At 59.9% G+C, this 22,508-nt stretch carries 18 protein-coding genes and 2 pseudogenes; 10 read left to right on the top strand and 10 right to left on the bottom strand.

Annotated features, from left to right (window positions below):
• Positions 1-458: 458 nt before the first annotated feature.
• The 3 genes from ACM62G_RS12865 to ACM62G_RS12855 all read left to right on the top strand — a co-directional run bounded on the left by ACM62G_RS12865 (position 459) and on the right by ACM62G_RS12855 (position 2,964).
• Positions 459-635, top strand: a complete 177-nt coding sequence (locus ACM62G_RS12865; RefSeq protein ID WP_419737518.1) for an antitoxin Xre/MbcA/ParS toxin-binding domain-containing protein — start codon at positions 459-461, stop codon at positions 633-635.
• Positions 636-923: 288 nt separating this feature from the next.
• On the top strand, positions 924-1,127 hold the full coding sequence (locus ACM62G_RS12860) for a hypothetical protein (protein ID WP_419737259.1): 204 nt from the start codon (positions 924-926) through the stop codon (positions 1,125-1,127).
• Positions 1,128-1,260: 133 nt separating this feature from the next.
• Complete coding sequence (locus tag ACM62G_RS12855; RefSeq protein WP_419737258.1) at positions 1,261-2,964, top strand: hypothetical protein; 1,704 nt, start codon at positions 1,261-1,263, stop codon at positions 2,962-2,964.
• A gap of 12 nt (positions 2,965-2,976) precedes the next feature.
• Here the strand turns inward: ACM62G_RS12855 and ACM62G_RS12850 are convergent, their stop codons facing one another.
• From ACM62G_RS12850 to ACM62G_RS12825, 6 genes and pseudogenes are all read right to left on the bottom strand, one after another.
• The gene (locus ACM62G_RS12850) at positions 2,977-3,819 is read right to left on the bottom strand and encodes a hypothetical protein (RefSeq protein ID WP_419737257.1); all 843 of its coding nucleotides are present in this window, start codon (positions 3,817-3,819) and stop codon (positions 2,977-2,979) included.
• Positions 3,820-4,402: 583 nt separating this feature from the next.
• The gene (locus tag ACM62G_RS12845; RefSeq protein ID WP_419737596.1) at positions 4,403-4,993 is read right to left on the bottom strand and encodes a hypothetical protein; all 591 of its coding nucleotides are present in this window, start codon (positions 4,991-4,993) and stop codon (positions 4,403-4,405) included.
• A gap of 57 nt (positions 4,994-5,050) precedes the next feature.
• Positions 5,051-5,515 (bottom strand): annotated as a pseudogene (locus ACM62G_RS12840) (TniQ family protein); the annotation flags it as partial.
• Complete coding sequence (locus tag ACM62G_RS12835; protein ID WP_419737256.1) at positions 5,476-6,363, bottom strand: TniB family NTP-binding protein; 888 nt, start codon at positions 6,361-6,363, stop codon at positions 5,476-5,478. The gene ACM62G_RS12835 and the pseudogene ACM62G_RS12840, both read right to left, overlap by 40 nt.
• A complete protein-coding gene (locus ACM62G_RS12830; RefSeq protein WP_419737517.1) occupies positions 6,360-8,285 on the bottom strand; it encodes a Mu transposase C-terminal domain-containing protein in 1,926 nt (641 codons plus the stop codon). Before ACM62G_RS12830 ends, ACM62G_RS12835 begins: the two co-directional genes overlap by 4 nt.
• Positions 8,285-8,968, bottom strand: coding sequence for a heteromeric transposase endonuclease subunit TnsA (locus tag ACM62G_RS12825; protein WP_419737255.1), 684 nt, complete (start codon positions 8,966-8,968; stop codon positions 8,285-8,287). Before ACM62G_RS12825 ends, ACM62G_RS12830 begins: the two co-directional genes overlap by 1 nt.
• Before the next feature lie 114 nt (positions 8,969-9,082).
• Between ACM62G_RS12825 and ACM62G_RS12820 the strand changes: the two are divergent.
• Positions 9,083-9,733: pseudogene (locus ACM62G_RS12820) on the top strand (ATP-binding protein); the annotation flags it as partial.
• Between the two features lie 157 nt (positions 9,734-9,890).
• Here ACM62G_RS12820 and ACM62G_RS12815 read toward each other — a convergent pair.
• Positions 9,891-11,867 (bottom strand): methyl-accepting chemotaxis protein, encoded by a 1,977-nt coding sequence (locus ACM62G_RS12815; RefSeq protein WP_273820071.1) that lies wholly within the window; start codon positions 11,865-11,867, stop codon positions 9,891-9,893.
• Positions 11,868-12,050: 183 nt separating this feature from the next.
• Positions 12,051-12,971 (bottom strand): LysR substrate-binding domain-containing protein, encoded by a 921-nt coding sequence (locus tag ACM62G_RS12810; protein WP_054064597.1) that lies wholly within the window; start codon positions 12,969-12,971, stop codon positions 12,051-12,053.
• Positions 12,972-13,122: 151 nt separating this feature from the next.
• Between ACM62G_RS12810 and ACM62G_RS12805 the strand changes: the two genes are divergently transcribed.
• A complete protein-coding gene (locus ACM62G_RS12805) occupies positions 13,123-14,529 on the top strand; it encodes a NorM family multidrug efflux MATE transporter (RefSeq protein ID WP_419737254.1) in 1,407 nt (468 codons plus the stop codon).
• Positions 14,530-14,643: 114 nt separating this feature from the next.
• On the opposite strand, the gene ACM62G_RS12800 is transcribed toward ACM62G_RS12805, so the two are convergent.
• Positions 14,644-16,314 (bottom strand): putative bifunctional diguanylate cyclase/phosphodiesterase, encoded by a 1,671-nt coding sequence (locus tag ACM62G_RS12800; RefSeq protein ID WP_054064598.1) that lies wholly within the window; start codon positions 16,312-16,314, stop codon positions 14,644-14,646.
• A 267-nt stretch (positions 16,315-16,581) separates the two neighbouring features.
• Here ACM62G_RS12800 and rep point away from each other — a divergent pair, with 267 nt between their 5' ends.
• Together rep and ACM62G_RS12790 are read left to right on the top strand one after the other, a co-directional pair.
• Positions 16,582-18,591, top strand: coding sequence for a DNA helicase Rep (gene rep, locus ACM62G_RS12795; protein ID WP_026144807.1), 2,010 nt, complete (start codon positions 16,582-16,584; stop codon positions 18,589-18,591).
• A gap of 171 nt (positions 18,592-18,762) precedes the next feature.
• On the top strand, positions 18,763-19,335 hold the full coding sequence (locus tag ACM62G_RS12790) for a xanthine phosphoribosyltransferase (RefSeq protein WP_054056652.1): 573 nt from the start codon (positions 18,763-18,765) through the stop codon (positions 19,333-19,335).
• An 11-nt stretch (positions 19,336-19,346) separates the two neighbouring features.
• Here ACM62G_RS12790 and ACM62G_RS12785 read toward each other — a convergent pair whose 3' ends face one another.
• Positions 19,347-20,018, bottom strand: a complete 672-nt coding sequence (locus tag ACM62G_RS12785; protein ID WP_054056653.1) for a response regulator — start codon at positions 20,016-20,018, stop codon at positions 19,347-19,349.
• 286 nt (positions 20,019-20,304) lie between these two features.
• On the opposite strand from ACM62G_RS12785, the gene ACM62G_RS12780 reads away from it, so the two are divergent.
• The 3 genes from ACM62G_RS12780 to ACM62G_RS12770 all read left to right on the top strand — a co-directional run bounded on the left by ACM62G_RS12780 (position 20,305) and on the right by ACM62G_RS12770 (position 22,469).
• Complete coding sequence (locus ACM62G_RS12780; protein WP_054056654.1) at positions 20,305-20,868, top strand: fimbrial protein; 564 nt, start codon at positions 20,305-20,307, stop codon at positions 20,866-20,868.
• A 63-nt stretch (positions 20,869-20,931) separates the two neighbouring features.
• Positions 20,932-21,696, top strand: coding sequence for a fimbria/pilus periplasmic chaperone (locus tag ACM62G_RS12775; protein ID WP_054064600.1), 765 nt, complete (start codon positions 20,932-20,934; stop codon positions 21,694-21,696).
• 20 nt (positions 21,697-21,716) lie between these two features.
• Complete coding sequence (locus ACM62G_RS12770) at positions 21,717-22,469, top strand: molecular chaperone (RefSeq protein ID WP_273820063.1); 753 nt, start codon at positions 21,717-21,719, stop codon at positions 22,467-22,469.
• The last annotated feature ends 39 nt before the right edge of the window (positions 22,470-22,508 follow it).

Raw genomic sequence — 22,508 nt, 5'->3', positions numbered from 1 at the left:
GGACGTCGCAAGCAAAAGACTGATAAATGGCTGATCAGGGAAAGATTTATAGAGCAGGCACGGGCGGCGCTGGCTTCCCGAGCAGGCGGACGTTTTTTGACTAACGCAGCTCGCACTGATCACGAAGAGCCTGTCGGAGTGCTTGCGGGGGGCAGCAGAACGTCAGCGAAGCGATCGTCAGCCCCTTGCGATCGGCTCGAATAGCTTACCGCTTACAATCTCACAAGCTGGCTTCCGGTAGAAGGCCGCCAAAATTGCCATCGCCACTTGGCGAGAAAGCACTGCACCGACTTCTCAGTGCACGGTATGCTGAATCAGGGGAGCACCGTGACCCATCGGAGGTAATCACGGACTCAAGCGCCCAACCCAAGACTGGCTACTGGTCGATCGGACCAACGATTCTCAGCAGCACCATATGCCTGAAAGGCCACTACTTTGCCTACCTAGAACGACGAGAAATGATATTGGCTAAAGCGACGGAAACCCTTGGCAGTCGCGATATTTCGACTCAATGGTTCAACAAGCCTTCCCGAGGCCTTAATTACCGTTCCCCCTGCAACGTCGTCACCGATGATCAAGGCCTACAGCAGGTACTCGATTACCTCGCTCGTATCGAGTTCGGTGTCTACTGCTGACCAGCCTGACACTGGAGAACTGAACTTATAGACATCTTCTTTGAGTCAGATGCTCTTCGTGTGAACGCAAGATTTCGCGCTTGAATCATCTATATTGGATCCTTCACGATGACAGCAAAATAATCTCACGCATCTGATGGTCGAACTTTGTTTAACTGAACAGCCGAAGGCTGCATGGACGCAAAGACTTCATTCCATCAAGCGAAAGTTTCGATCATTTCAATAGAACCGAACAATTCGTCATTCTGCCTCTTGAAGTTCAGAGTGGCTGGATGAGTATCAGCACCTATGAGCAAATTGCAAACAGGACTGACAGACTTCCTAAAAACTACCATTAACGAGTTGCGCGGGGTCGAAATCTACAACATCCTTCGCGACAGCAAGCTACCTGCTGAAGTTGAGCACTATCTACAGCTCCACCCGGCGACGGAATCAGTCAGGAGCCTCGACAGGCCTCCCGACTATGAACACGAGCAGCAAGCGCAAGCATGATTGAATATGCCTGTCTGATCTTGACCCTCAAGATGCCCGACACTCGCCGATACAACGAACGATGCTTCGTGCAAACCAACCATCTGCCGAGCACCGCAAAACATCCTTGTCTATCTCTGGCCCGAGCGTATTCATGCTAGACCCTCGAAAAATCAGCAAGCCCAGCATCGGGTCAAGCAACCTTCATTTTGGTGACCCGCTTGCAAAAGCGGGCGGCACACTAGTGGTGTGTTGGCACGGAGGATTGGCCAAAAATCACACCCCCAATACCGTTCCCCTGGCAGAGGTGATTCTGAAGACAATTCACCCAGACGGGGTATTAGGGTCTACAAGGAAAATAGATGCCGCAATTTCTCACTTGGGAAGTCTCAGGCCGGGAAGCGTGTGGAAAAATGGCAGACTGGTCGGAGAGATCAGGATGGAGACTCTGGAACCGACAATAGTAAACCTCAATCCTGGAACGTGGGACTGGGTAACGGCTGAGTCGGCGGGGTTGTTTCAGTCTTATCTGAGCTCTCTTTCAGTACGGCCGGGCGGAAGCTGGCTCATCCGGATGAGAGCAGAAGGCGGGAAAACCATCTTGGTACCCTGCTTGGAATTTCTCACTCGTTGCTACGGACACAGCTCAGAAACGAACTGGCTACTCGCAACGTATGGGCTTGAGGAAATTCAAAAGCGATATCTGTATGGAGTCGATCCAGACCCCGAAGCATGGGTACTCAAACTCAAACGTAGAGTTTCGTCCCGTGAAGCTCCGTTTCTGGCGCACGCCATATTCGATGAATACACTAATGGCGTGTGCGAACGCCTGCATAAAAGACTACAAGCGGAGTTCAAGCCCGGTAAAAAAGCATTCATTAGAGTCGAGCCTTGGTTTGCGGGTTTTCCAACCATTGAAGGCCGCGGCTACTGGTTAAACAGCAATACCTTTCTTCTACTCAACGTTGAAGGGATGAGTCAACCAGACGGCCACCCCATCATCGTCGAACGTCAAGATTATGATGCAGAGGGCGGGACTGAAACAGAAGATGGCGGGCGCCCCTACACACAAACCCCTCCACCAGGGTCATCAAATGTCGTCGTGTCGCTCATTGACAATGAAGCGCCTGACAGCGATACCCCTCGGATAGTGCATAACCCTCCGTTCAGGACGCTTGGCACGGGACGAAAAATCATCCACAGAAAAGAGGTGGTGTCCGGGCAACGAGGCGACGCCATACCCGGCAATGATCGCGATACCCTCGCCCCAGGGGATGGTCGTGGGAACGGCCGAGGCGGCGGCAAATCCGAATTTGTTTCCCCAGAAGCAGTTCCTGAAGGCAGTCTCGCACAAATGTGGCAAACCTGCGTCAGCCTGTCAGTAAGCCTTGACGGGTATATCAGTGAGATAGGCTGGTATACGAGGCATGCGGGGTTTCAAACCGAGGGCGTGCCAGCCTATGAATACATCTCGGCCGTACCGCCTGAAAAAAATGGAGTCTTCAAACGGGCGCCAAAACGCATTTTCGTTATCCGGATGACTGTTGCCGGGAAGCACGTCTATATCCTGGAGATCTTCCGCAAACCACGAAGCTCCACCACCGATAATGGAGCAATCAAACACTATGAAGATGGTTACAGAGGTCTGATGGTTATGCTTCCCACCCGGAAGCTCGATGTCGATCTTGAGTTAGGTGTGATATTTAAGAACATCCTCGGGCATGATGGTCGAATCAAACGTAAGACGATGTCCAACTATCCACATGTGACCTTCGTTCACCGCCCGCGCGACGACGGACCGGAGCCCTTTAAAAAAGTGATATTGAACAATTTGCGCGGCCTGATTGGTCCTGCATAAGGGCTTATGATTTCACTCGACCTGAGCGGTTGACGGCAGCGGAATCCAGTATTCCTTGCCTTTCAGCGTGACCACCAGACCGTTTCTTTCGGGGTCATTGGTCAGGGCTATACCTTTCTTGCTGACCTTGGTCACGCCATGGAAATAACCCAATGCAGCTGCCGGCCAGCGATCAAGCACATCTACTCCACTGGCTACCTCGCCCATCAGCGATTTGAGCACCTGCTCAGAGCGCTTGCGCCTGAGTTTGATGGCATCCCGATTGTCTTTGGGAAACACGATCGACAGCTGATACGACGCGTTCAGAAAGCTGATGAAGCTTGCCAACGAGGCTGCCACTCCAGGCGTTTCAGCCAGCAGTGATCGCAATGACTCAGAAGACGGCATTGGGCGACCGGCAGCTTCGCTCACCAGCACGAGGTTTGCGGCGCTGCGCATACCCATGCGGACAGACCTCAACGAGTTAGCTCTTTTATTGGGCTTCGATTCGAGGTACACACGATATCTCCGAAGCAATTTTTTCCCATCTTCTGACGACATGGAGGCCACAATGGCTTCAATTTTGTGCGTTTCCGTAACCTCCTCCTTTAGCGCCTCATCAACATGCATCCCGCGCTCTTCAATCATCCACTGCATGGGGAGTTGAGCGCGTCGGATCCACAGCGCACCCTTTACCTCAAGCAATTGCTGATAGGTCGGCAGGACAAGCCACTGTGCATTCATCTCCACAAAGCTCTTCAAATGGCGATTGATCAGCAGAGCGGCCCTCTTCGGCCCGATCTTGTCGATCAGCCACTCCCCATACTCCGAATAAGCTTCCTGGAAGACATCACGACTCAGTGCCTGCACATTCATCTGCAAGCGCTTGTAGAAGGTTCTACGGTCTCGACACTTTTCACATTCAGCCCCGTAACCTGCAGGTGACAGTTCGCCACAGCTTCGGCACTCGATCTCCCCCAAATGCGCACAACGGTGACACTCCCTGACGCCATCACGCCCATCAATCAGAACCCTATATCGCCTACAGCTTGGACACGTCTCAGCGTTGCTCGCACATTTTGGGCAGCAACGCATTTCCTGATTGTCGATGACCTTTTTGCTGAGTCTGGTTGAGAGCTCATTGCACACCTCACAGTGATGGGGCTCAGTAAAGTAATGAGCGCAGGAGTTACAAGCTATTCCCTCAGGTGTGATCCTACCCACGGGCCGACCTACGCGTTCACACCGCATGCATGGAACAGAGGTGACACAGGAATGACAGACTGCATCGGGATGAAAAGTCGGCAAGCGCGCTCTATTTCCACAGCCTGGGCAAAGCTTAGTCTTGAATAGCCTGGCATAGCAGTTGTTGCAATAGCGTTGGAACAAGTACACCCGATGAGCTCTTTGCATCGGCTTGTGGCAGGCCGAACAACAGCTGCCCCCTTGCTTTTGACTTTCAATCATCCCGCTGGACCTTTCTTTTTAACCTTGCCCACAGCTTGGCAACGGTGTGTTGTGAAGCAGGGGAGCGAAACTCGATTGCTGCTCTTTTCCTGGGTTTACCTACCGGAAGCGCCTCCAGCGTCGCTTGCAGAGATGCTGGAATCTCACCGGCCGGTATCGGTACGGAATGCTGATGTAGTAAGCAAGCCGCGATAGCGTCGTTCAGCTGATGTTCCCCCATATCCATGACCTTCCAAGTCGCCGACAGCAGATCCATTCTGTCCCCAACGGAGAGCAACTCAATAGGGAGGCCAGAATCTGGTCGTTCAACAACACCGAGATGAAAGGCCTCCAAAAAAGCCGCAAACGGTTTTGAGCCGTTCACAGCTGCAACCCTCAGTATGCTGATGATAAAGCGCGCCCGATAAAACCACTCGCCAGGATCACAGTTGGTATCTTCTCCAGATGCCAGACCATGCATCGCCCCATCAGCTGCACGCTGAAAGGCGAGAGCTCCGGCGGCAAATCCCAGAAAATCAGAATGAGCACTGAAGGGCGTGCGACAGCGATGGCAATGTCCGCAATCTGAATCTACCTGCTCCAACAGGTGCGGCTCTAACGGCGCCCCGCACTCAGGACATCTGTCGATAAGCCTCATCTGATGCTTTTCACAGCACGTGTGCCAAACCAGTCGCGAGGATAGCCGGTAGTAAGGAACACCTTCAGCTAAGCAAAGAGGACAGCACTGCAATCCGCCGGAGTGGCGACGGTTGCGGGTTCCGAGCCCAAGAATCCATGGCCACATGCCTTTGTGGTGATCAAGCGCCGGGTTTAGTACCTGAGCGATGGGACGGAGTGTTGACGAATAGATGTCCGAAACAGCTATCCCTGTCATTTTTGATAGAGGCAAAAGCTTTCTGTCTGGGACCCCACGGTCCAGATCAAGGGTCCAACATCTCCAGCCGGGCCAGATACTTCCGGTGAGTGACATGGGTGAGCAACCGTGCGCAAACGCGTTGCGGATGAGCCAGGAAGATAGCAGCTCATCCGCCAGCAGACTCTGCGCTTTAGGCCACCGTGGATTGACTACAGCAATTCGCGGATGCCACGAGTAGGCTGTACCCATGACTTGCTCTGGATGATATCTACGTCGATTTTTTCCTTGCCCGAGTGAATTGCTTCCGTAGCGCACTCAATCAGTAGCCTATGCAGGTTACCGGTATTCCCCTCCGAGATCGCGTGCAGCCGATTGGCCAAATCGGGATGAGCCAGACCTGAAGGCTGTTGCAGCGGCAACACGGATTCAAACCCTTTCAGAAAGCGTTGAAACTCAACGTTCAACGCCCAATTGCGCAGAGTGAAAACGTCGAACCTGCTGGCATGCTGGGGATCCGTGTGAAGAACCCTAACAGCATCTTCGGTGCCAACACCGACCACAGGAATCATGAGTTCATTACAGAGCAACTTGATGACGTTCATGATCTCTCGCTGCTTAATCGCCGTACCTGCCAGCATGGAATGAAACTCGTCAATGATGAGCAACCTCACATGGTTTTCACGCATTTGGTGAATCACTTGGAAGCGAAGTTTCGGGACCACATCCGTCGGTCTATAGGGTGTCCAGAATTCCTCTAGGATGGCGCAGTAAAGTGAGCGCTCATCAGCAGAAGGAGGTGCCTCGATCGAGATGACAGGTTTAACTGACTCGCCGTCAGTGTCCAAATAACCTGTACCGTGCAGCTTTACAAAACGATCGATAACGGTTGTCTTGCCATTGTTGGAACTACCGACAACTAACAGGTTCGGCATCCTGGGACGCTTGGGGACTGTCATCAGATGGTGCATGAGGTCGATCAACTTCTGAGCAGAGGGATAGCCAATCCAGCGCTGCTCGTAGAGAAAATCGATGCGCCCCTGAGTGGGCTTAAGCATGACGGGCCGGAATTCCGGATGGATATGATTGTACTGAGTCATGAAATATCCCCGAACCCTTCTAGATCACCATCGATCACCATGTTCTCGAAGCCGCTCATTGGGCCAGGAGCGATCTTGGTCTTCTGCGGACTTGGCTCAGCCGGAGTCTTGCCCTTAGCATGGTTTCGATTGCGCTGGGCCTGACGTCTAGTCTTAGCCGTATGGGCCTCAGCGTTCGCAACGAGTTCCCGGTTCTCCAAGATGTAGCGTTTGAGCAGCGGCTCGTTTATAGCGGCATGCCCTTCGTCGACCGCACGCTTCTTCGCGGCTTTGAACTCGAAAATACTGGCGGCAGGAAAGGCCTGGTTCGACGCTGGGACCTTAAAGTATTGTTTGAGCAGTGGGTCGAAAAACCAGATGTAACTGATATCTCGAGGATCTCGACGGAAGACGAATGTCCGCGCTTTACCTGTGTCCTTATCCTTCGCATTGATCCATGGCCGCAAAGCTTCGGAGTAGTACATTAGGTCGATCTGGACACCGTAATGCTGAACGGTGCGATCAAAGGAGGGCAGAAAGTCCCTTTGCAGTGTGAAAGGATCAGTTGGCCTCGGCGGGATACCAACCAGAGGATCATGGTCTGAGTTGCCAAAAATCCCAATGTGCCACTTCCGGCTAGGGCTCATGTAGATTTTCGAATGATATTCCTCGTTGTAGATCAGAATCTCTCTAATCAGCCACGTTTCGAACTCGTCAAAGGTTAACGCAGAATGCTTCTCGGAGTCGTAGCCCGCGCGATCGGCTTGATTGCTATAGGTCCTTCCAGGCATGTCTTTCAAGGTTTGCGCGAACGTTCCCATCAGGCGCTCAATATGGGCTCCGTAGCGGGGACGCTTCACAGGGCGAAACTGATTTTCGATGCCGATGTTGGAGCACGATCGTTTGACGTCTTCGCTCTGAAAATCGGGACCGTTATCGGCATGCAAAATCTTGGGTATCCCCCAAACCGGCCATTCCCCGTCGACCCCATGAGCAATCAGCCAGTTTTCCTTAGGCAGAATGGAATGAGCAACGCACATTGCCACCGATATTCCGGCAGGAGCATCCAGTGATAGGTAGTAGCCCGTGATCATTCGGGAATAGACGTCAATCGCGAAGGTAATCCACACCCTACCGATAGGACGCCTATGAATATCATCAACCAAGATGATATCCATCGGAGTGTGGTCGATTTGCACAACGGCAAGGGGATAGTCCGCACCCGGAAACGAGCCAGGCGTCGGAGTGTACTTGTTACGAGCCAATTCCGCATAGCCTCGACCACGGAGGTAAGCCTTGTCGGGTATACCTTTGATTCGTGCGCGAATTGCAGTCACTCCAGGTGGGGGGATCTGCGCAGCTTCACAGGCTTCGACTATTTTGTTGATAGTCGCCAACACCGTTGGGCGATGAGTTTTAAGGAAGAAATTACGAATCACATCCTCGATGATCTTGTTGGCTTCATCTGAAAGGCGTGAGTTACCCCCCTTCCATCCCCTCCTGCGTGGAATAAGAGCGAGCTTTTCTCCCCAGTCCTTGTAACGTTTGATCCAGCGATACAATGTCGCGACGTCAACGCCAACCACAGCGCTTCTCGCTTCAACGTCTCTCCGACCAATAACTACGCTCCCTAGAAGCGGCTCAATGGCGGCAAAACGCTTCTGTGCCTCGGCCCAATCTTCACTGCCGATCAGTGCGAGATCGTAATTGGCGTAGAGCCCCTCGACTGTCTCGCGCTTGATCGTCCGCAAGCCTTCGATTGGCAACGCAGCGGCTCTACCCGACTCCACTTCAATCCCGACCACAGTTCGAAAATCCAGGATCTGGGAGATCCGGTAAGCAGAATCGCCGTGAGCGACGAGCGCCCCGACCTCAATTATTACTTGAAGGCGGTCAGGCTCGTACGGAGTCACTTGGGCATCCAACGAATCATCGTCCGTCATCATGCCACCCAAACGTCAAGGAAATTGTTTAGCGGAAGACGGATGTCACAAGCCAGTCTTCGCGTCGCAATAAGATGCCATAGATGACTGATCCCCTCACCTCGATACCGATCGCAGGAATGCAGTGCCAGTAGGTAGTGAACAGGAGCCACACCCATCTCTCTTACCGTGTCGATGATCCAGTTGCTGTCTTCTGGTGCAAAAGTCATCCGAGCATAACGCTCCAGAAACTTGATGTTCTGCAGCGCGGTATCACGAATTCTCGACTCGTCATATATGTGGAAGATCCAGCCCTGCTCACTTGCATATCGCCAAGCAGCCTTCCACTTGGGAAGCCAGACTCGCCAGTTCCTGCGCCAGTCGACCTCTGGCTTCACCTCAACCAACAACGGCTTGGGCCAGTTGTCGAGATTCCGATCTCCGAGATCAAAGTGGACGAGAAAATCTGGGGTGTATTTGTAAGGGCGACCGTTGCTGCTGAAGGGAATGCTGACCGGCTGCGAAGTGATGCTGCGGACATCCTTCGAGAATTCAGTTCGAATGATGAAATCTCGCTCGAGTGTGGACTCATACGGGATGCCACCTTCGCCGCGGAATGGGAATACTCCGGAGACGCTTCGTTTTGTGGGCCTGATGGCACGAACCGAACCCGATTTAGTTTTGTCGCGGCTATTTCCGAGCATTTATAGGACCGTCGCAGCTATTTAGGTTTTTCGTCGCAGCTATTTCTGAACGCTGCTCCGATATATCGAGGCCTCTAGTATGGTGGTGTCGCAGCAAATTAGGAATCCTACAGTGGATCGAGACCGCGTCCAGGCGAGATCACCCTCGCCCACCATGGCGTGCTGTTTCTCGATGAACTGCCGGAGTTCGACCGCAAGGTACTGGAAGTGCTGCGCGAACCGCTGGAGTCGGGCCATATCGTGATCTCCCGCGCCCGCGACCGGGTACGTTTTCCCGCTCGATTCCAGTTGGTGGCGGCAATGAATCCGTGCCCCTGTGGATATCTTGGCGACCCGACCAACCGCTGCCGCTGTACCCCGGAGCAGATCCAGCGTTATCGCAACAAGCTGTCCGGCCCGTTGCTGGACCGTATCGACCTGCACTTGACCGTGGCCCGTGAGGCCACGGCACTGAGCCCGGTCAAGGAGCCGGGAAACACCACGGCCAAGGCGGCCGAGCGGGTGGCGCAAGCTCGCCGGCGCCAGCAGCAACGCCAAGGGTGCGCCAACGCCTTTCTCGATCTGCAGGGATTGCGCCGGCACTGCAAGTTATCCACAGCCGATGAAACGTGGCTGGAGACAGCCTGCGAACGCCTGACCCTGTCGCTGCGGGCAGCGCATCGGTTGCTGAAGGTGGCAAGGACGTTGGCGGATCTGGAGCAGGTAGAGGGAATCAGCCGTGAGCATCTGGCCGAGGCGTTGCAGTACCGGCCCAGTAGTGCCTGATATGGCCGGGATAGTGGCTGGTACTGCGGTGAGGTTGAGGGCCTATTCGCGGGCAAGCCACGCTCCTACAGTGCCGAGTCGTATACAGGGTCCATGTACGACTCGGCACTGTAGGAGCGTGGCTTGCCCGCGAATGGATCTAAAGACCGGCGCCACCTCACCGGAACCGATCAACCTCCTGCCGCAGTTCGGCCGCCAGCATCTCCAGTTCACGCGCGGTCTGCGCCAGGTTGGAGACCACTTCGCGCTGTTCGCTGTTGGCCAGGGCGATGCTCTGCAGGTTGCTGCTGAGCAGGGTCGCGGTGCTGCTCTGCTCCTGGGTGGCGGTGGTGATGGCAGCGAATTGCTGGCCGGCCGAGCGGCTCTGTTCGTCGATACGCGCCAGCGCCGAGGCGACGTTGGCGTTGCGCGACAGGCCTTCCTGCATCAGCGAGTTGCCCTGCTCCATGGTCTGGATGGCATGACCGGTTTCCTGCTGGATGCTGTGGATCATGCTGGAGATCTCGTCCGTCGCCTCGCGGGTACGCCCCGCCAGGCTGCGTACCTCATCGGCGACCACGGCAAAACCGCGGCCCTGTTCACCGGCCCGGGCGGCTTCGATGGCGGCATTGAGCGCCAGCAGGTTGGTCTGCTCGGCGATCGAGGTGATCACGCCGACGATGCCGCCGATTTCCTGGGAACGCTGGCCCAGGGTGTTGATCACCGTCGCCGTGCTGTTCAGCGCCGCGGCGATCTGTTCCAGGGACGACGAAGCCTCTTCCATGGAACTGCGGCCGATACGGGTCTGCTGGGCATTTTCCTGGGCCAGGCGCTCGGTATTGCTCATGTTGTCGGCGATGTTCAGCGAGGTGGCGCTGAACTCTTCGACCGCGCCGGCCATGCTGGTGATTTCGCCGGACTGCTGTTCCATGCCTTCGTAGGCACCGCTCGACAGGCCGGACAGGGCCTGGGCACGGCCGTTGACCTCCTGGGCCGCCTTGCGGATGTGCTCGACCATGGTCGACAGCGCCTGGCCCATCTGGTTGAAACTGCCGGCCAGCTGGCCGATCTCGTCCTGGCTCGACACATTGAGCCGTACGCTCAGGTCGCCAGCGCCCAGGGCCTGGGCCTGGCGCACCAGGTCACCCAACGGACGCAACTTGCTGCGCAGCAGCCAGACCGCCGCCCCCACCGCCAGCAGCATCGCCAGCAGGCTGCCAAGCACCAGGCGAATACCGACACTCCAGGTCACTGCGCTGATTTCAGCCTTGGGCATGCTCGCCACCACTGACCACGGGCCATCCGCGAAAGGCACCGCGACGCTGTAGATGTCGTCGTTCCTGTCGCTCCAGAAGCGCCCCTGGCCGGGCTGTTTCGCCAGGTCGGCGATCACCTTGGCCGCCTGCTCGGGGTCGTTCACCTCGGCTGGCGGTACCAGCCAGCGTTTCTGTTCGTCGAGCAACGCCAGGGAACCGGTGGTGCCGATGCGGAACCGCTTGAGGTTATCGAACTGCGCCTTCTGCGCATCGGTGTAGTCGAAACCGACGAACAGCACCGCGAACACCTTGCCGCTGCTGTCGCGCACCGGGGTGTACTGGGTCATGTAGTAGCGGTCGAACAGCAGGGCCCGGCCGACATAGCCCTGCCCCGCCATCAGCTTGGCGTAGGCCGGGTGCTGGTGGTCGAGCAGGGTGCCGATGGCACGGCTGCCGTCCTGCTTGGTCAGGGAGGTGCTGACGCGGATGAAGTCGTCGCCACTGCGCACGAACAGGGTCGCAACCCCGGCGGTCATCTGCTTGAAATCGTCGACTTCGGTGAAATCGTTGTTGAGCAGCTTGTCGCGCAGGTACAGGCCCGGAGCCTGGGTGCCGGCCACGCTGACCGGCTCATCGGTGCGCGCACTCAGGCCGTTGCTGAAGCGCTTCTCGAACAGCCCGCTGAGGCGCTGGGTGTTTTCGCGCAGGGTCCCGTGGAAGGTGTTCAACTGGTCGGCGAGCAGACGTGCTTCGCTGGCCAGGTGCTCTTCGCGGGTGTCGAGGTTGGCCGAATCCAGCGAACGCAGGGCGAATACGGTGCTGCCGCTGATCACCACTGCCAGGATGACGGAGAGCGCAAGGCCGAGTTGCGTGGCGATTCGGGCACGGGGTTGAGGCATGAACAGCTCCTGACCGAGTGGCCGGGTCATCCCTGTCCCTGGCGCTACCCGGCTTTTCTGTATGTTGAGTCGTGAGGGGCCTTTCTGAACGAAGGTTCCATGTCGCTACAGTCGGCTGCTCAAGGAAATACTTGAGCAATTTGCAGGGGTATCTGCCAGAAATCTGATTGATGGGCCGTGTGCTCAGCCCAGGCGCTCGACCTGGGGCAGTTCCATGGCGGCGACTTCGCCTTGCAGGAAGTCGCTCAGGCGGCGCAGACGCTCGCCGCCGGGGCGGGTCTTGGGCCATACCAGGTAATAGTTTTCGCCACTGGCCACTGCCGTCGGCCAGGGCAGGCTCAGGCGTCCCTGGGCCACGTCCTCGGCCACCATCAGCAGGTCGCCCATGGACACGCCGTAACCACGGGCTGCGGCAATCATCCCCAGTTCCAGGGTGTCGAACACCTGGCCGCCCTTGAGGGAAATACGCTCGGAAAGCCCCATGCGCTCCAGCCAGTTGCGCCAGTCACGACGGTCCGGCGTCGGGTGCAGCAGCTCGGTGGCGGCCAGGCGCTCGACGTCCCAGGGCTGGTCGTTGAGCAGGGTCGGTGCGCCCACCGGGATCAGCCATTCGGAGAACAGGTAGCTGGACTCCCAGTCCGGCGGGAAATGCCCGGCGCCGAGCAATACCGCGCAATCGAACGGTTCCTGGTTGAAATCGACGTTGTCGACGTCCATCCAGGCGCTGGTCAATTGCACCTCGTTGCCTTTCTGCAGATGCCGGAAGCGGCTGATACGGGCCAGCAGCCAGCGCATGGTCAGGGTCGACGGCGCCTTCATGCGCAGGATGTCATCTTCGGCGCGCAGGGTGTCGCAGGCCCGCTCCAGCGCACCGAAACCCTCGCGAATGCCCGGCAGCAGCAACCGCGCGGCCTCCGTCAGTTGCAGGTTGCGACCGTTACGCTGGAACAGCCGGCAGGCGAAGTGTTCCTCCAGGGTGCGGATATGCCGGCTGACCGCGCTCTGGGTGATCGACAGTTCTTCGGCCGCCCGGGTGAACGAGCTGTAGCGCGCCGCCGCCTCGAAGGCGCGCAGGGCATAGAGCGGGGGCAGGCGACGGGACATGAGTGACTTTCCGGGAACGGGATGGAACAGCACCTGGCAGAAATGGCTGCATGAGTTTTTATCATGCGAGCAATCGTTTTTATCCCTTTGTGCAAAGCCGTGCAAGCGCCGAGAATCAATCCTTTAACCCTTCTGTCACTCTGCGAGTCCGATGATCATGCAGCATCCAGCACGTACCGAGCTCCTGGCCATCCTGCGGCTGTCCGGGCCGTTGATCGCCTCGCAGTTGGCGCACATGCTGATGGTGCTGACCGACACCCTGATGATGGCCCGGCTCAGTCCCGAGGCCCTGGCCGGTGGCGGCCTGGGCGCGGCGAGCTATTCGTTCGTGTCGATCTTCTGCCTCGGGGTGATTGCCGCGGTCGGCACCCTGGTGGCCATCCGGCACGGCGCCGGCGACACGCAAGGCGTCACCCGCCTGGCCCAGGCCGGGCTCTGGCTGGCCTGGGCCATGGCGCTGGTCGCCGGCCTGCTGCTGTGGAACCTCAAGCCGCTTCTGCTGCTGTTCGGCCAGACGCCGAGCAACGTGCAGGCCGCCGGCCAGTTCCTGCTGGTACTGCCGTTCGCCCTGCCCGGCTACCTGAGTTTCATGGCCCTGCGCGGCTTCACCAGTGCGCTGGGGCGGGCCACGCCGGTGATGGTGATCAGCCTGGGCGGGACCGTGGCCAACTTTTTGCTCAACTACGCGCTGATCACCGGCATGTTCGGCCTGCCGCACCTGGGCCTGACCGGGATCGGCCTGGTCACGGCCATCGTCGCCAACTGTATGGCGCTGGCCCTGGCCTGGCATATCCGCCGGCATGCGGCGTATCGCGACTACCCGCTGCGGCGGGGCCTGTCGCGGCCGAACGGACAGTACCTGCGCGAGCTGTGGCGGCTGGGCCTGCCCATCGGTGGCACCTATGCGGTGGAAGTCGGGCTGTTCGCCTTCGCCGCCCTGTGCATGGGCACCATGGGCAGCACGCAGTTGGCGGCGCACCAGATCGCCCTGCAGATCGTCTCGGTAGCGTTCATGATTCCCGCGGGGATTTCCTACGCCATCACCCTGCGTATCGGCCAGCACTACGGGGCCGGGCAACTGCTGGACGCACGGCGGGCGGGGCGGGTCGGGATCGCCTTTGGCGCGGCGACCATGCTGGCCTTCGCCATGCTGTTCTGGCTGGCACCGAATCAGTTGATCGGGCTGTTCCTGGACCATAATGACCCGGCGTTCCGCCCGGTGATCGAACTGGCGGTCAGCCTGCTGGCGGTGGCCGCGTGGTTCGAGCTGTTCGATGGCACCCAGACCATCGCCATGGGCGCGATCCGCGGGCTCAAGGACGCCAAGACCACCTTCCTGGTCGGGCTTGGTTGCTACTGGCTGATTGGCGCGCCGTCGGCCTGGCTGCTGGCGTTCAACCTCGGCTGGGGACCGACCGGGGTCTGGTGGGGGCTGGCGTTGGGGCTGGCGTGCGCGGCGACCGGGCTGACCCTGGCGTTCGAATGGCGGATGAAGCGGATGCTGGGCAAAAGCGAACAGAAGGCATCGGCTCGAGCGGCCATGAACTGCGCCCCGTAAGGGGAAGACTTTAACCGCCTGTGGGCGCCGGATTGATCCGCGAACAGGCCCTCGAGACCGTCAAACGCTTCGCGAATCAATCCGACGCCTACAGCGATCGTGGTGAACGCCGGATCAGCAGACAGCCTCGATCGCCGGCCGATTGGCACAGGACGTCAGGTACTGCGCCAGTTCCTCCAGCGGCAACGGCTTGCTGATCAGGTAGCCCTGCACCTGATCGCAGCCGAAACCGTGCAGCAGGGCCAGTTGCTCCGGCGTCTCGACGCCCTCGGCCACCACTTCCAGGTTGAGGTTGTGGGCCAGGTTGATCATGGCGTGAACCAGCTTGCGGTTCTCTTCGCGCTGCTCCATGCCGCCGACGAAGCTCTTGTCCACCTTGAGCAGGGCGATCGGCAGGCTGTTGAGGTGCACGAACGAGGAGAAGCCGGTACCGAAGTCGTCCAGGGAAAAACGCACGCCCAGACGCCCGAGGGCGTCCATGGTCTGCTTGACCAGGTCGCTGCGACGCATCACCGCCGTTTCGGTCAGTTCGAACTCCAGCCATTGCGCCTCGACTCCACGCTCGACAATCAGCCGGCTCAGGGTCGACAGCAACTGGCTGTCCTGGAACTGCCGGAACGACAGGTTGACCGCCATGTGCAGCGGCCCCAGCCCGCGCCCAAGCAGGTCCTGCATATCGCGCAGGGCTCGGGAAATCACCCAGTAGCCCAGCGGCACGATCAACCCGCTCTGCTCGGCCAGCGGCACGAATTCGCTCGGTGGCAGCAGGCCGCGCTCGCCATGGCGCCAGCGCACCAGTGCTTCGAGGCCGACGATCTGCCCGCTGCCCAAGTCCAGGCGCGGCTGGTAGTGCAGTTCCAGCTCGTCGCGGCGCAACGCCCGACGCAGTTCGCTTTCCAGGTCGGCGAGGCTGCGGGCATTGCGGTTGATGCGTTCGTTGAAGATGTTGAAGGTGCAGCCCTGGGTGCTCTTGGCCTGCTGCATGGCGATGTGCGCATGCCACATCAGCGGGTCGGCACCGGCCTTGGCACGGGCATGGGCGATGCCCAGGCTGCAGCCGATCAGCAGGCTTTCACCGTCGACCCAGTAGGGTTCGGCCATGACCTCGACGATCCGCTCGGCCATCCACTCGGCGCGTTGCGGCGCACGGCGGGTGTCGATCAGCAGGGCGAATTCGTCGCTGCCCAGGCGCGCCAGCTGGTCGCCGGCTTCCAGCTGGCTCTTGAGCCGAGCGACCACCTGCAGGATCAGCCGGTCGCCGGCCTGGTGGCCCAATGCGTCGTTGGCATGGCGGAAGTTGTCCAGGTCGAGATGCCCGAGGGCCAGGCCGCGCCCCTCGTTCTCGGCCAGGCGCGCGGTCAGCAGGGTCTGGAAGCCCTGGCGGTTGGCGATGCCGGTCAGCGGGTCCTGCTCGGCCAGGCGTTGCAGGGTGTTTTCCAGCACCCCGCGCTCATGCACATGGCGCAGGCAACGGCGCAGAGTCGCGGTATCCAGGGTATCGCGCACCAGCCAGTCGCTGACGCCCAGCGGCGCGACCTCGGGCTCCTCGTCGAGCAGCAGCACGGTCGGCAGGCTGCAGCGCCCGGGCGCAGGCTGCAATTGCGGCACGCTCAGCAGGACCGCCGCGCGCTCGTTATCGAAGAGGCCGCGGACCAACTCCCACGAAGTGGCACTGACCAGCATGGCCGTGCCCCCCAACGGAGCGAGACACTCGCGCAACAACGCCGCCCAGGCCGGATCATCGGCCAGCAGCAGCAAACGCAAGGGTTCGACAGGCGTAGACAAGCTAGCTCCCTAGACTCTGCAAAAAACATTGGCGAAAAGCATTATGACTCGCCATCGAGCGATTACAATGCGAATACTTCTCAACCGCTACCTTATACCGGGTAAGGTTGAACAATAGCCTTAAATTCTTTGCGCATCCTGCGGGAAAGTAACAAAACCGGCAAATTTAGATCGCCTATTGCGTCACAATGTCGGAGAGTCGCGGCAGAATCCGTCCAGCCTGTTAAAATGCCCGCCCTTTTTTCGTAACAGACTTCTTACTCCCTCATGTCCCGACTCAATCCCCGGCAGCAAGAAGCCGTGAACTACGTCGGCGGCCCGCTTTTGGTGCTCGCCGGTGCCGGCTCCGGCAAGACCAGCGTGATCACCCGCAAGATCGCGCACCTGATCCAGAATTGCGGCATCCGGGCCCAGTACATCGTCGCCATGACCTTCACCAACAAGGCCGCGCGCGAGATGAAGGAGCGGGTCGGCACCCTGTTGCGTCCGGGCGAGGGCCGTGGCCTGACGGTTTCGACGTTCCACAACCTGGGCCTGAACATCATCCGCAAGGAGCATGTGCGGCTGGGCTACAAGCCGGGCTTCTCGATTTTCGACGAGACCGACGTCAAGGCCCTGATGACCGACATCATGCAGAAGGAATACTCGGGCGACGACGGCGTCGACGAGATCAAGAACATGATCGGCGGCTGGAAGAACGACCTGATCCTGCCGGCCCAGGCCCTGGAAAACGCACGCAACCCCAAGGAACAGACCGCCGCCATCGTCTACACCCACTACCAGCGCACGCTCAAGGCGTTCAACGCGGTGGACTTCGACGACCTGATCCTGCTGCCGGTGAAGCTGTTCGAGGACAACGCCGACATCCTGGAGAAGTGGCAGAACCGCGTGCGCTACCTGCTGGTGGACGAATACCAGGACACCAACGCCAGCCAGTACCTGCTGGTGAAGATGCTGATCGGCAAGCGCAACCAGTTCACCGTGGTCGGCGACGACGACCAGTCGATCTACGCCTGGCGCGGCGCGCGCCCGGAAAACCTGATGCTGCTCAAGGAAGACTACCCGTCCCTGAAGGTGGTCATGCTGGAGCAGAACTACCGCTCCACCAGCCGCATCCTGCGCTGCGCCAACGTGCTGATCTCGAACAACCCCCACGAGTTCGAGAAACAGCTGTGGAGTGAGATGGGCCACGGCGACGAGATCCGTGTGATCCGCTGCCGCAACGAGGACGCCGAGGCCGAGCGGGTGGCCATGGAAATCCTCACCCTGCACCTGCGCACCAACCGCCCCTACAGCGACTTCGCCATCCTCTACCGGGGCAACTACCAGGCCAAGCTGATCGAGCTGAAGCTGCAGCACCACCAGGTTCCCTATCGGCTGTCGGGCGGCAACAGCTTCTTCGGTCGCCAGGAAGTGAAGGACCTGATGGCCTACTTCCGCCTGATCGTGAACCCCGACGACGACAACGCCTTCCTGCGGGTGATCAACGTGCCGCGCCGGGAAATCGGCTCGACCACCCTGGAAAAACTCGGCAACTACGCCACCGAGCGCAAGATCTCGATGTACGCCGCCACCGACGAGATCGGTCTGGGCGAGCACCTGGACAGCCGCTTCACCGAGCGCCTGTCGCGCTTCAAGCGCTTCATGGACCGGGTGCGCGAGCAGTGCGCCGGCGAAGACCCGATCTCCGCGCTGCGCAGCATGGTCATGGACATCGACTACGAGAACTGGCTGCGCACCAACAGCTCCAGCGACAAGGCCGCCGACTACCGGATGAGCAACGTCTGGTTCCTGATCGAGGCGTTGAAAAACACCCTGGAGAAGGACGAAGACGGCGAGATGACCGTCGAGGACGCCATCGGCAAGCTGGTGCTGCGCGACATGCTCGAACGCCAGCAGGAAGAGGAGGAAGGTGCCGAGGGCGTGCAGATGATGACCCTGCACGCGTCCAAGGGGCTGGAATTCCCCTACGTGTTCATCATGGGCATGGAGGAAGAGATTCTCCCCCACCGCTCCAGCATCGAGGCCGACACCATCGAGGAAGAGCGGCGTCTGGCCTACGTCGGGATCACCCGCGCGCGCCAGACCCTGGCCTTCACCTTCGCCGCCAAGCGCAAGCAATACGGCGAGGTGGTCGAGTGTGCGCCGAGTCGTTTCCTCGACGAGCTGCCGCCGGACGACCTGGCCTGGGAAGGCAACGACGACACGCCGACCGAAGTGAAGGCCGTGCGCGGCAACTCGGCGCTGGCGGATATACGGGCGATGCTAAAGCGCTAGAATTGACCCTTTTACCCCCGCGCCACCCTTCCTGTAGGAGCAGGGCTTGCCCGCGAAGCTTTTCTCCTCAAGGGCCCTTTCGCGGGCAAGCCACGCTCCTACAGGTGGATCGGGTGATGGGACAACCCCTATTATTTTCCAGCGCCAGAACGCGCTATTCGAGGACGTTACGTGGAAGCACTGCATAAGAAAATTCGTGAAGAAGGCATCGTGCTTTCCGATCAGGTCCTGAAGGTCGACGCCTTCCTCAACCACCAGATCGATCCGCAACTGATGAAGCAGATCGGCGACGAATTTGCCCGGCGGTTCGCCGACTCGGGCATCACCAAGATCGTCACCATCGAGGCCTCGGGCATCGCCCCGGCGGTGATGACCGGCCTGAACCTGGGCGTACCGGTGATCTTCGCGCGCAAGCACCAGTCCCTGACCCTGACCGAAAACCTGCTGTCGGCCACCGTGTACTCCTTCACCAAGCAGGTGGAGAACACCGTGGCGATCTCGCCGCGTCACCTGACCAGCAGCGACCGGGTTCTGGTCATCGACGACTTCCTGGCCAACGGCAAGGCGTCCCAGGCACTGATCTCGATCATCAAGCAGGCCGGCGCCACCGTGGCGGGCCTGGGTATCGTGATCGAGAAATCCTTCCAGGGCGGCCGTGCCGAACTGGACGCCCAGGGCTACCGGGTCGAGTCCCTGGCCCGGGTCAAGTCGCTGGCCGGCGGCGTCGTGACCTTCATCGAGTAGGCCACCCGGCCTCAGAAGCCCATCGCCCGCGAACCGTGCAGCGAACTGGACAACTTGAACAGTTCGCTGTCGTTCTTGATCCCCAGCTTGCGATAGGCCGACTGTTTCTGCGTGCTGATGGTATTGGCGCTGCGCGAGAACTTGGCGGCGATACCATTGACCGACATGCCGTCGAGAAAGCAGCGCAACACCTCGCGCTCCCTCGGCGACAGCACCTCGCCATGCGCGCCCGCGCAGACCGGCTCGGCCACGCTCGCCACCCGATGCACCTCGGTTTCCGAAACCGCCGCCACCTCCGCCGCCATCACCGGGTGCAGGTAGATCCTGCCGCGAGCCACCGTGCGGATCGCCGACGCCAGCCCTTCCAGACGCTCGCTCTTGCCGAAGAACCCCCAACTGCCCGCCCGTAGCGCCAGCGAGACGGTGGCCGGTGTGTAGTGGGCCGACAGCACCAGCGGCCGGCATTCGGGATGACGCAGCCGCAGCGTACGGATCAGGTTGATGCCGTCGATCTCCCTGGGCCCGAGCATGAAATCGATGACCAGGATGTCGGGCTGGCGAACGGCCAGCGCCGCCAGCAGTTCCCTGCTCGTGGAATAGGAACCGATCACCTGCAGATCGGGCTCTTTGGACAACCACAGGACCGTACCGACCCGGATCAGTTCGTGATCGTCCAGCAGCATGACGGTGTAGGGACCAAGGAGTGCACTTGTCATCTTTTATCGACCTCCTGAAAGAGAAACCGCAGCCAAAGCCTGAGCCATGGTGAATGCCTACAGAACTTTCAGGCTTATAGCACTCGATATCAGAAGCGCGTTTCGAGAAATCTCGAAACTGCTCTGTTTCGAGTTATCTCTATGTTCCACGGTTGGGGCTTGCGCGACAGTGGCGTCCCGCATCCGGCAGGCCAAACGCCTTCCCTTGCGGCCTGCAAGCGGGAAAACAACTGAAACCATTCAAGGTAACGCCATGAAAATCTCTCAAGTCTCCGCCGCCGTCTCCCTGGCCCTCGCCGCCCTGATCGCCTTGCCGGCCTCGGCGGCCAATGACGGCATCATCAACTTCAACGGCCTGGTGCGGGACATCACCTGCACCATCGAAGGCGAGGCGCCAGGGGGTGGCACCGTGGTCAAGAACGTCGACCTGGGCGGTGTCTCCGCAGCCCGCCTGACCAACGCCGGCGACCGCGCCAACCTCACCGGCTTCACCATCCGCGTCGGCGCCCCGGGCGAGACGACCTGCACCAACGGCCGCACGGCAATGGTCGCATTCGACCCGACCAGCCCGGCCATCGACATCGCCACCGGCCGCCTGAACATCGATGACGGTGCCGACGCCGCCAGCAATGTGCAGGTCGAGGTGACCCAGCGCGACGGCACGCCGATCCACGTCTACAACGAAAAGTCCGAGGGCGTGGTGATCGCCGACAACCAGGCGGTCATTCCACTGGCCGCCCAGTACTACGCCACCGGCACGGCCGGCGAGGGTCTGGTCGCGACCCGCGTCGGCTTCATGGTCGAGTACGCCGACTGACGTGTCCCAGGGGACCCGCAGCCACCAGGCGGGTCCGCTCCACCTCCAGAGAGTTTTCCTTCAATGAACAACATGGCTCATCCGGGCAGGTTCCTCTGTGCCTTGCTGATGACAGCGCTGACCGCCGTTACCGCACAGGCCGCCGTGGTCATCCACGGTGCCCGCGTGATCTACCCCGCCGACCAGCAGGAAGTGGTCGTGCGCCTGGAGAACAAGGGCGACCGACCTTCGCTGGTCCAGCTCTGGCTCGACAATGGCGACAAGTACGCCACCCCGGCCACCGCCCAGGCGCCGTTCACCGCACTGCCTCCGGTGATGCGCATCGAACCCGGCCGGCAACAGGCACCGCGCCTGCGCTACACCGGCGAACCCCTGCCCCGGGACCGTGAAAGCCTGTTCTGGCTGAACGTGCTGGAAGTGCAGCCGAACACCGTCGATACCGGCGACAGGAACCTGCTGGAGCTGTCGTTCCGTTCACGCCTGCGGGTGTTCTTCCGGCCGCAGGGGCTGCCCTATCCGAAGGGGGCCGCGGCGCCGAAGCTGAGCTGGAAGCTGGTACGCCACGCTGGCGGGCATGCCCTGGAAGTGCTCAACCCCACGCCCTATCACGTGTCTTTGGGCTCGGTCGAACTGGTCGGCCAGGGCGGGCGTTATCCGAAGGCGCCGAACCAGCAGGTCGACGACAGCCTGCTGCTGCCCTCCGGCGACATCAAGCGCTTCGTCCTGCCGACCCTGCGCACACGGCCCGCCGGCGCCCTGAAGGTCGAGTTCACGGCCGTCAGCGACCACGGCGCACGCATCAGCCACAGCGCCGACATCACCTCCTGAAGCGGAGCCAGGAACCGTTCATGAATACCCTCAGACTCCAGCTAGGCCTGCTCATCCTGATGCTCGCCGGCAGCCTCGCGGCCCAAGCCAGCGTGGTCATCACCGGCACCCGGGTGGTGTACCCGGCGGCCCAGAAGGAAGTGACGATCCGCTTCGAGAACAAGAACCCGAAACCGGCCCTGGTGCAGGTCTGGCTCGACAACGGCGATGAAGAAGTGACTCCGGAACAGGCCCGCGTGCCCTTTGTCGCCACGCCGCCGATCTTCCGCATGGAACCGGGCCGGCAGCAGGTGTTGCGCCTGTCCTATACCGGCGACCCCCTGCCGACGAATCAGGAGACCCTGTTCTGGCTGAACATGCTGGAAGTGCCGCCCAAGGTCCAGGCCAGCGAACAGGAAAACCAGTTGCAGTTGGCCTTTCGCACCCGCATCAAGGTGTTCTTCCGCCCGGCGGACCTGCCCCTGGAAGCCACCCAGGCCGTCGACAAGCTGCGCTGGCGCCTGGTCCGGGACGAGCAGGGCCAGGCCCTGGAAGTGACCAACCCGACCCCTTACCACCTGAGCTTCGATTCGGTCGAACTGCTCGCCGCCGGCCAGCGCCACGCCAAGCCGACCGGCCAGGATGCGGCCGAAAACATGGTCAACCCGCACGCCAGCAACCGCTTTCCCCTGCCCGGCCTGAGCGCCGTGCCGGCTGGCGATGCGCAGGTCGAGTTCCAGACCATCGATGACTACGGAGCCCGGCACCTGCACAAGGTCCGGCTCAGTCCATGAGCCACTGAATCCCCACCTGGCAGCGCCAGGACACCCGAA

Source organism: Pseudomonas sp. COR18, assembly GCF_048568395.1.
GTDB classification, from domain to species: domain Bacteria; phylum Pseudomonadota; class Gammaproteobacteria; order Pseudomonadales; family Pseudomonadaceae; genus Aquipseudomonas; species Aquipseudomonas fuscovaginae_B.
Note: the sequence above shows the minus strand (reverse complement) of the source record. Positions and strands in the feature narration are given on the sequence as shown.

Excerpts from the sequence above, each read along its gene's own strand:
- ACM62G_RS12865 (WP_419737518.1), top strand. The coding sequence starts at position 459 with ATGATATTGGCTAAAGCGACGGAAACCCTTGGCAGTCGCGATATTTCG.
- ACM62G_RS12860 (WP_419737259.1), top strand. The coding sequence starts at position 924 with ATGAGCAAATTGCAAACAGGACTGACAGACTTCCTAAAAACTACCATT.
- ACM62G_RS12855 (WP_419737258.1), top strand. The coding sequence starts at position 1,261 with ATGCTAGACCCTCGAAAAATCAGCAAGCCCAGCATCGGGTCAAGCAAC.
- ACM62G_RS12805 (WP_419737254.1), top strand. The coding sequence starts at position 13,123 with ATGATCATGCAGCATCCAGCACGTACCGAGCTCCTGGCCATCCTGCGG.
- ACM62G_RS12830 (WP_419737517.1), bottom strand. The coding sequence starts at position 8,285 with ATGACGGACGATGATTCGTTGGATGCCCAAGTGACTCCGTACGAGCCT.
- ACM62G_RS12770 (WP_273820063.1), top strand. The coding sequence starts at position 21,717 with ATGAATACCCTCAGACTCCAGCTAGGCCTGCTCATCCTGATGCTCGCC.
- rep (WP_026144807.1), top strand. The coding sequence starts at position 16,582 with ATGTCCCGACTCAATCCCCGGCAGCAAGAAGCCGTGAACTACGTCGGC.
- ACM62G_RS12850 (WP_419737257.1), bottom strand. The coding sequence starts at position 3,819 with ATGAATGTGCAGGCACTGAGTCGTGATGTCTTCCAGGAAGCTTATTCG.
- ACM62G_RS12775 (WP_054064600.1), top strand. The coding sequence starts at position 20,932 with ATGAACAACATGGCTCATCCGGGCAGGTTCCTCTGTGCCTTGCTGATG.
- ACM62G_RS12810 (WP_054064597.1), bottom strand. The coding sequence starts at position 12,971 with ATGTCCCGTCGCCTGCCCCCGCTCTATGCCCTGCGCGCCTTCGAGGCG.
- ACM62G_RS12780 (WP_054056654.1), top strand. The coding sequence starts at position 20,305 with ATGAAAATCTCTCAAGTCTCCGCCGCCGTCTCCCTGGCCCTCGCCGCC.
- ACM62G_RS12785 (WP_054056653.1), bottom strand. The coding sequence starts at position 20,018 with ATGCTGCTGGACGATCACGAACTGATCCGGGTCGGTACGGTCCTGTGG.
- ACM62G_RS12815 (WP_273820071.1), bottom strand. The coding sequence starts at position 11,867 with ATGCCTCAACCCCGTGCCCGAATCGCCACGCAACTCGGCCTTGCGCTC.
- ACM62G_RS12825 (WP_419737255.1), bottom strand. The coding sequence starts at position 8,968 with ATGCTCGGAAATAGCCGCGACAAAACTAAATCGGGTTCGGTTCGTGCC.
- ACM62G_RS12835 (WP_419737256.1), bottom strand. The coding sequence starts at position 6,363 with ATGACTCAGTACAATCATATCCATCCGGAATTCCGGCCCGTCATGCTT.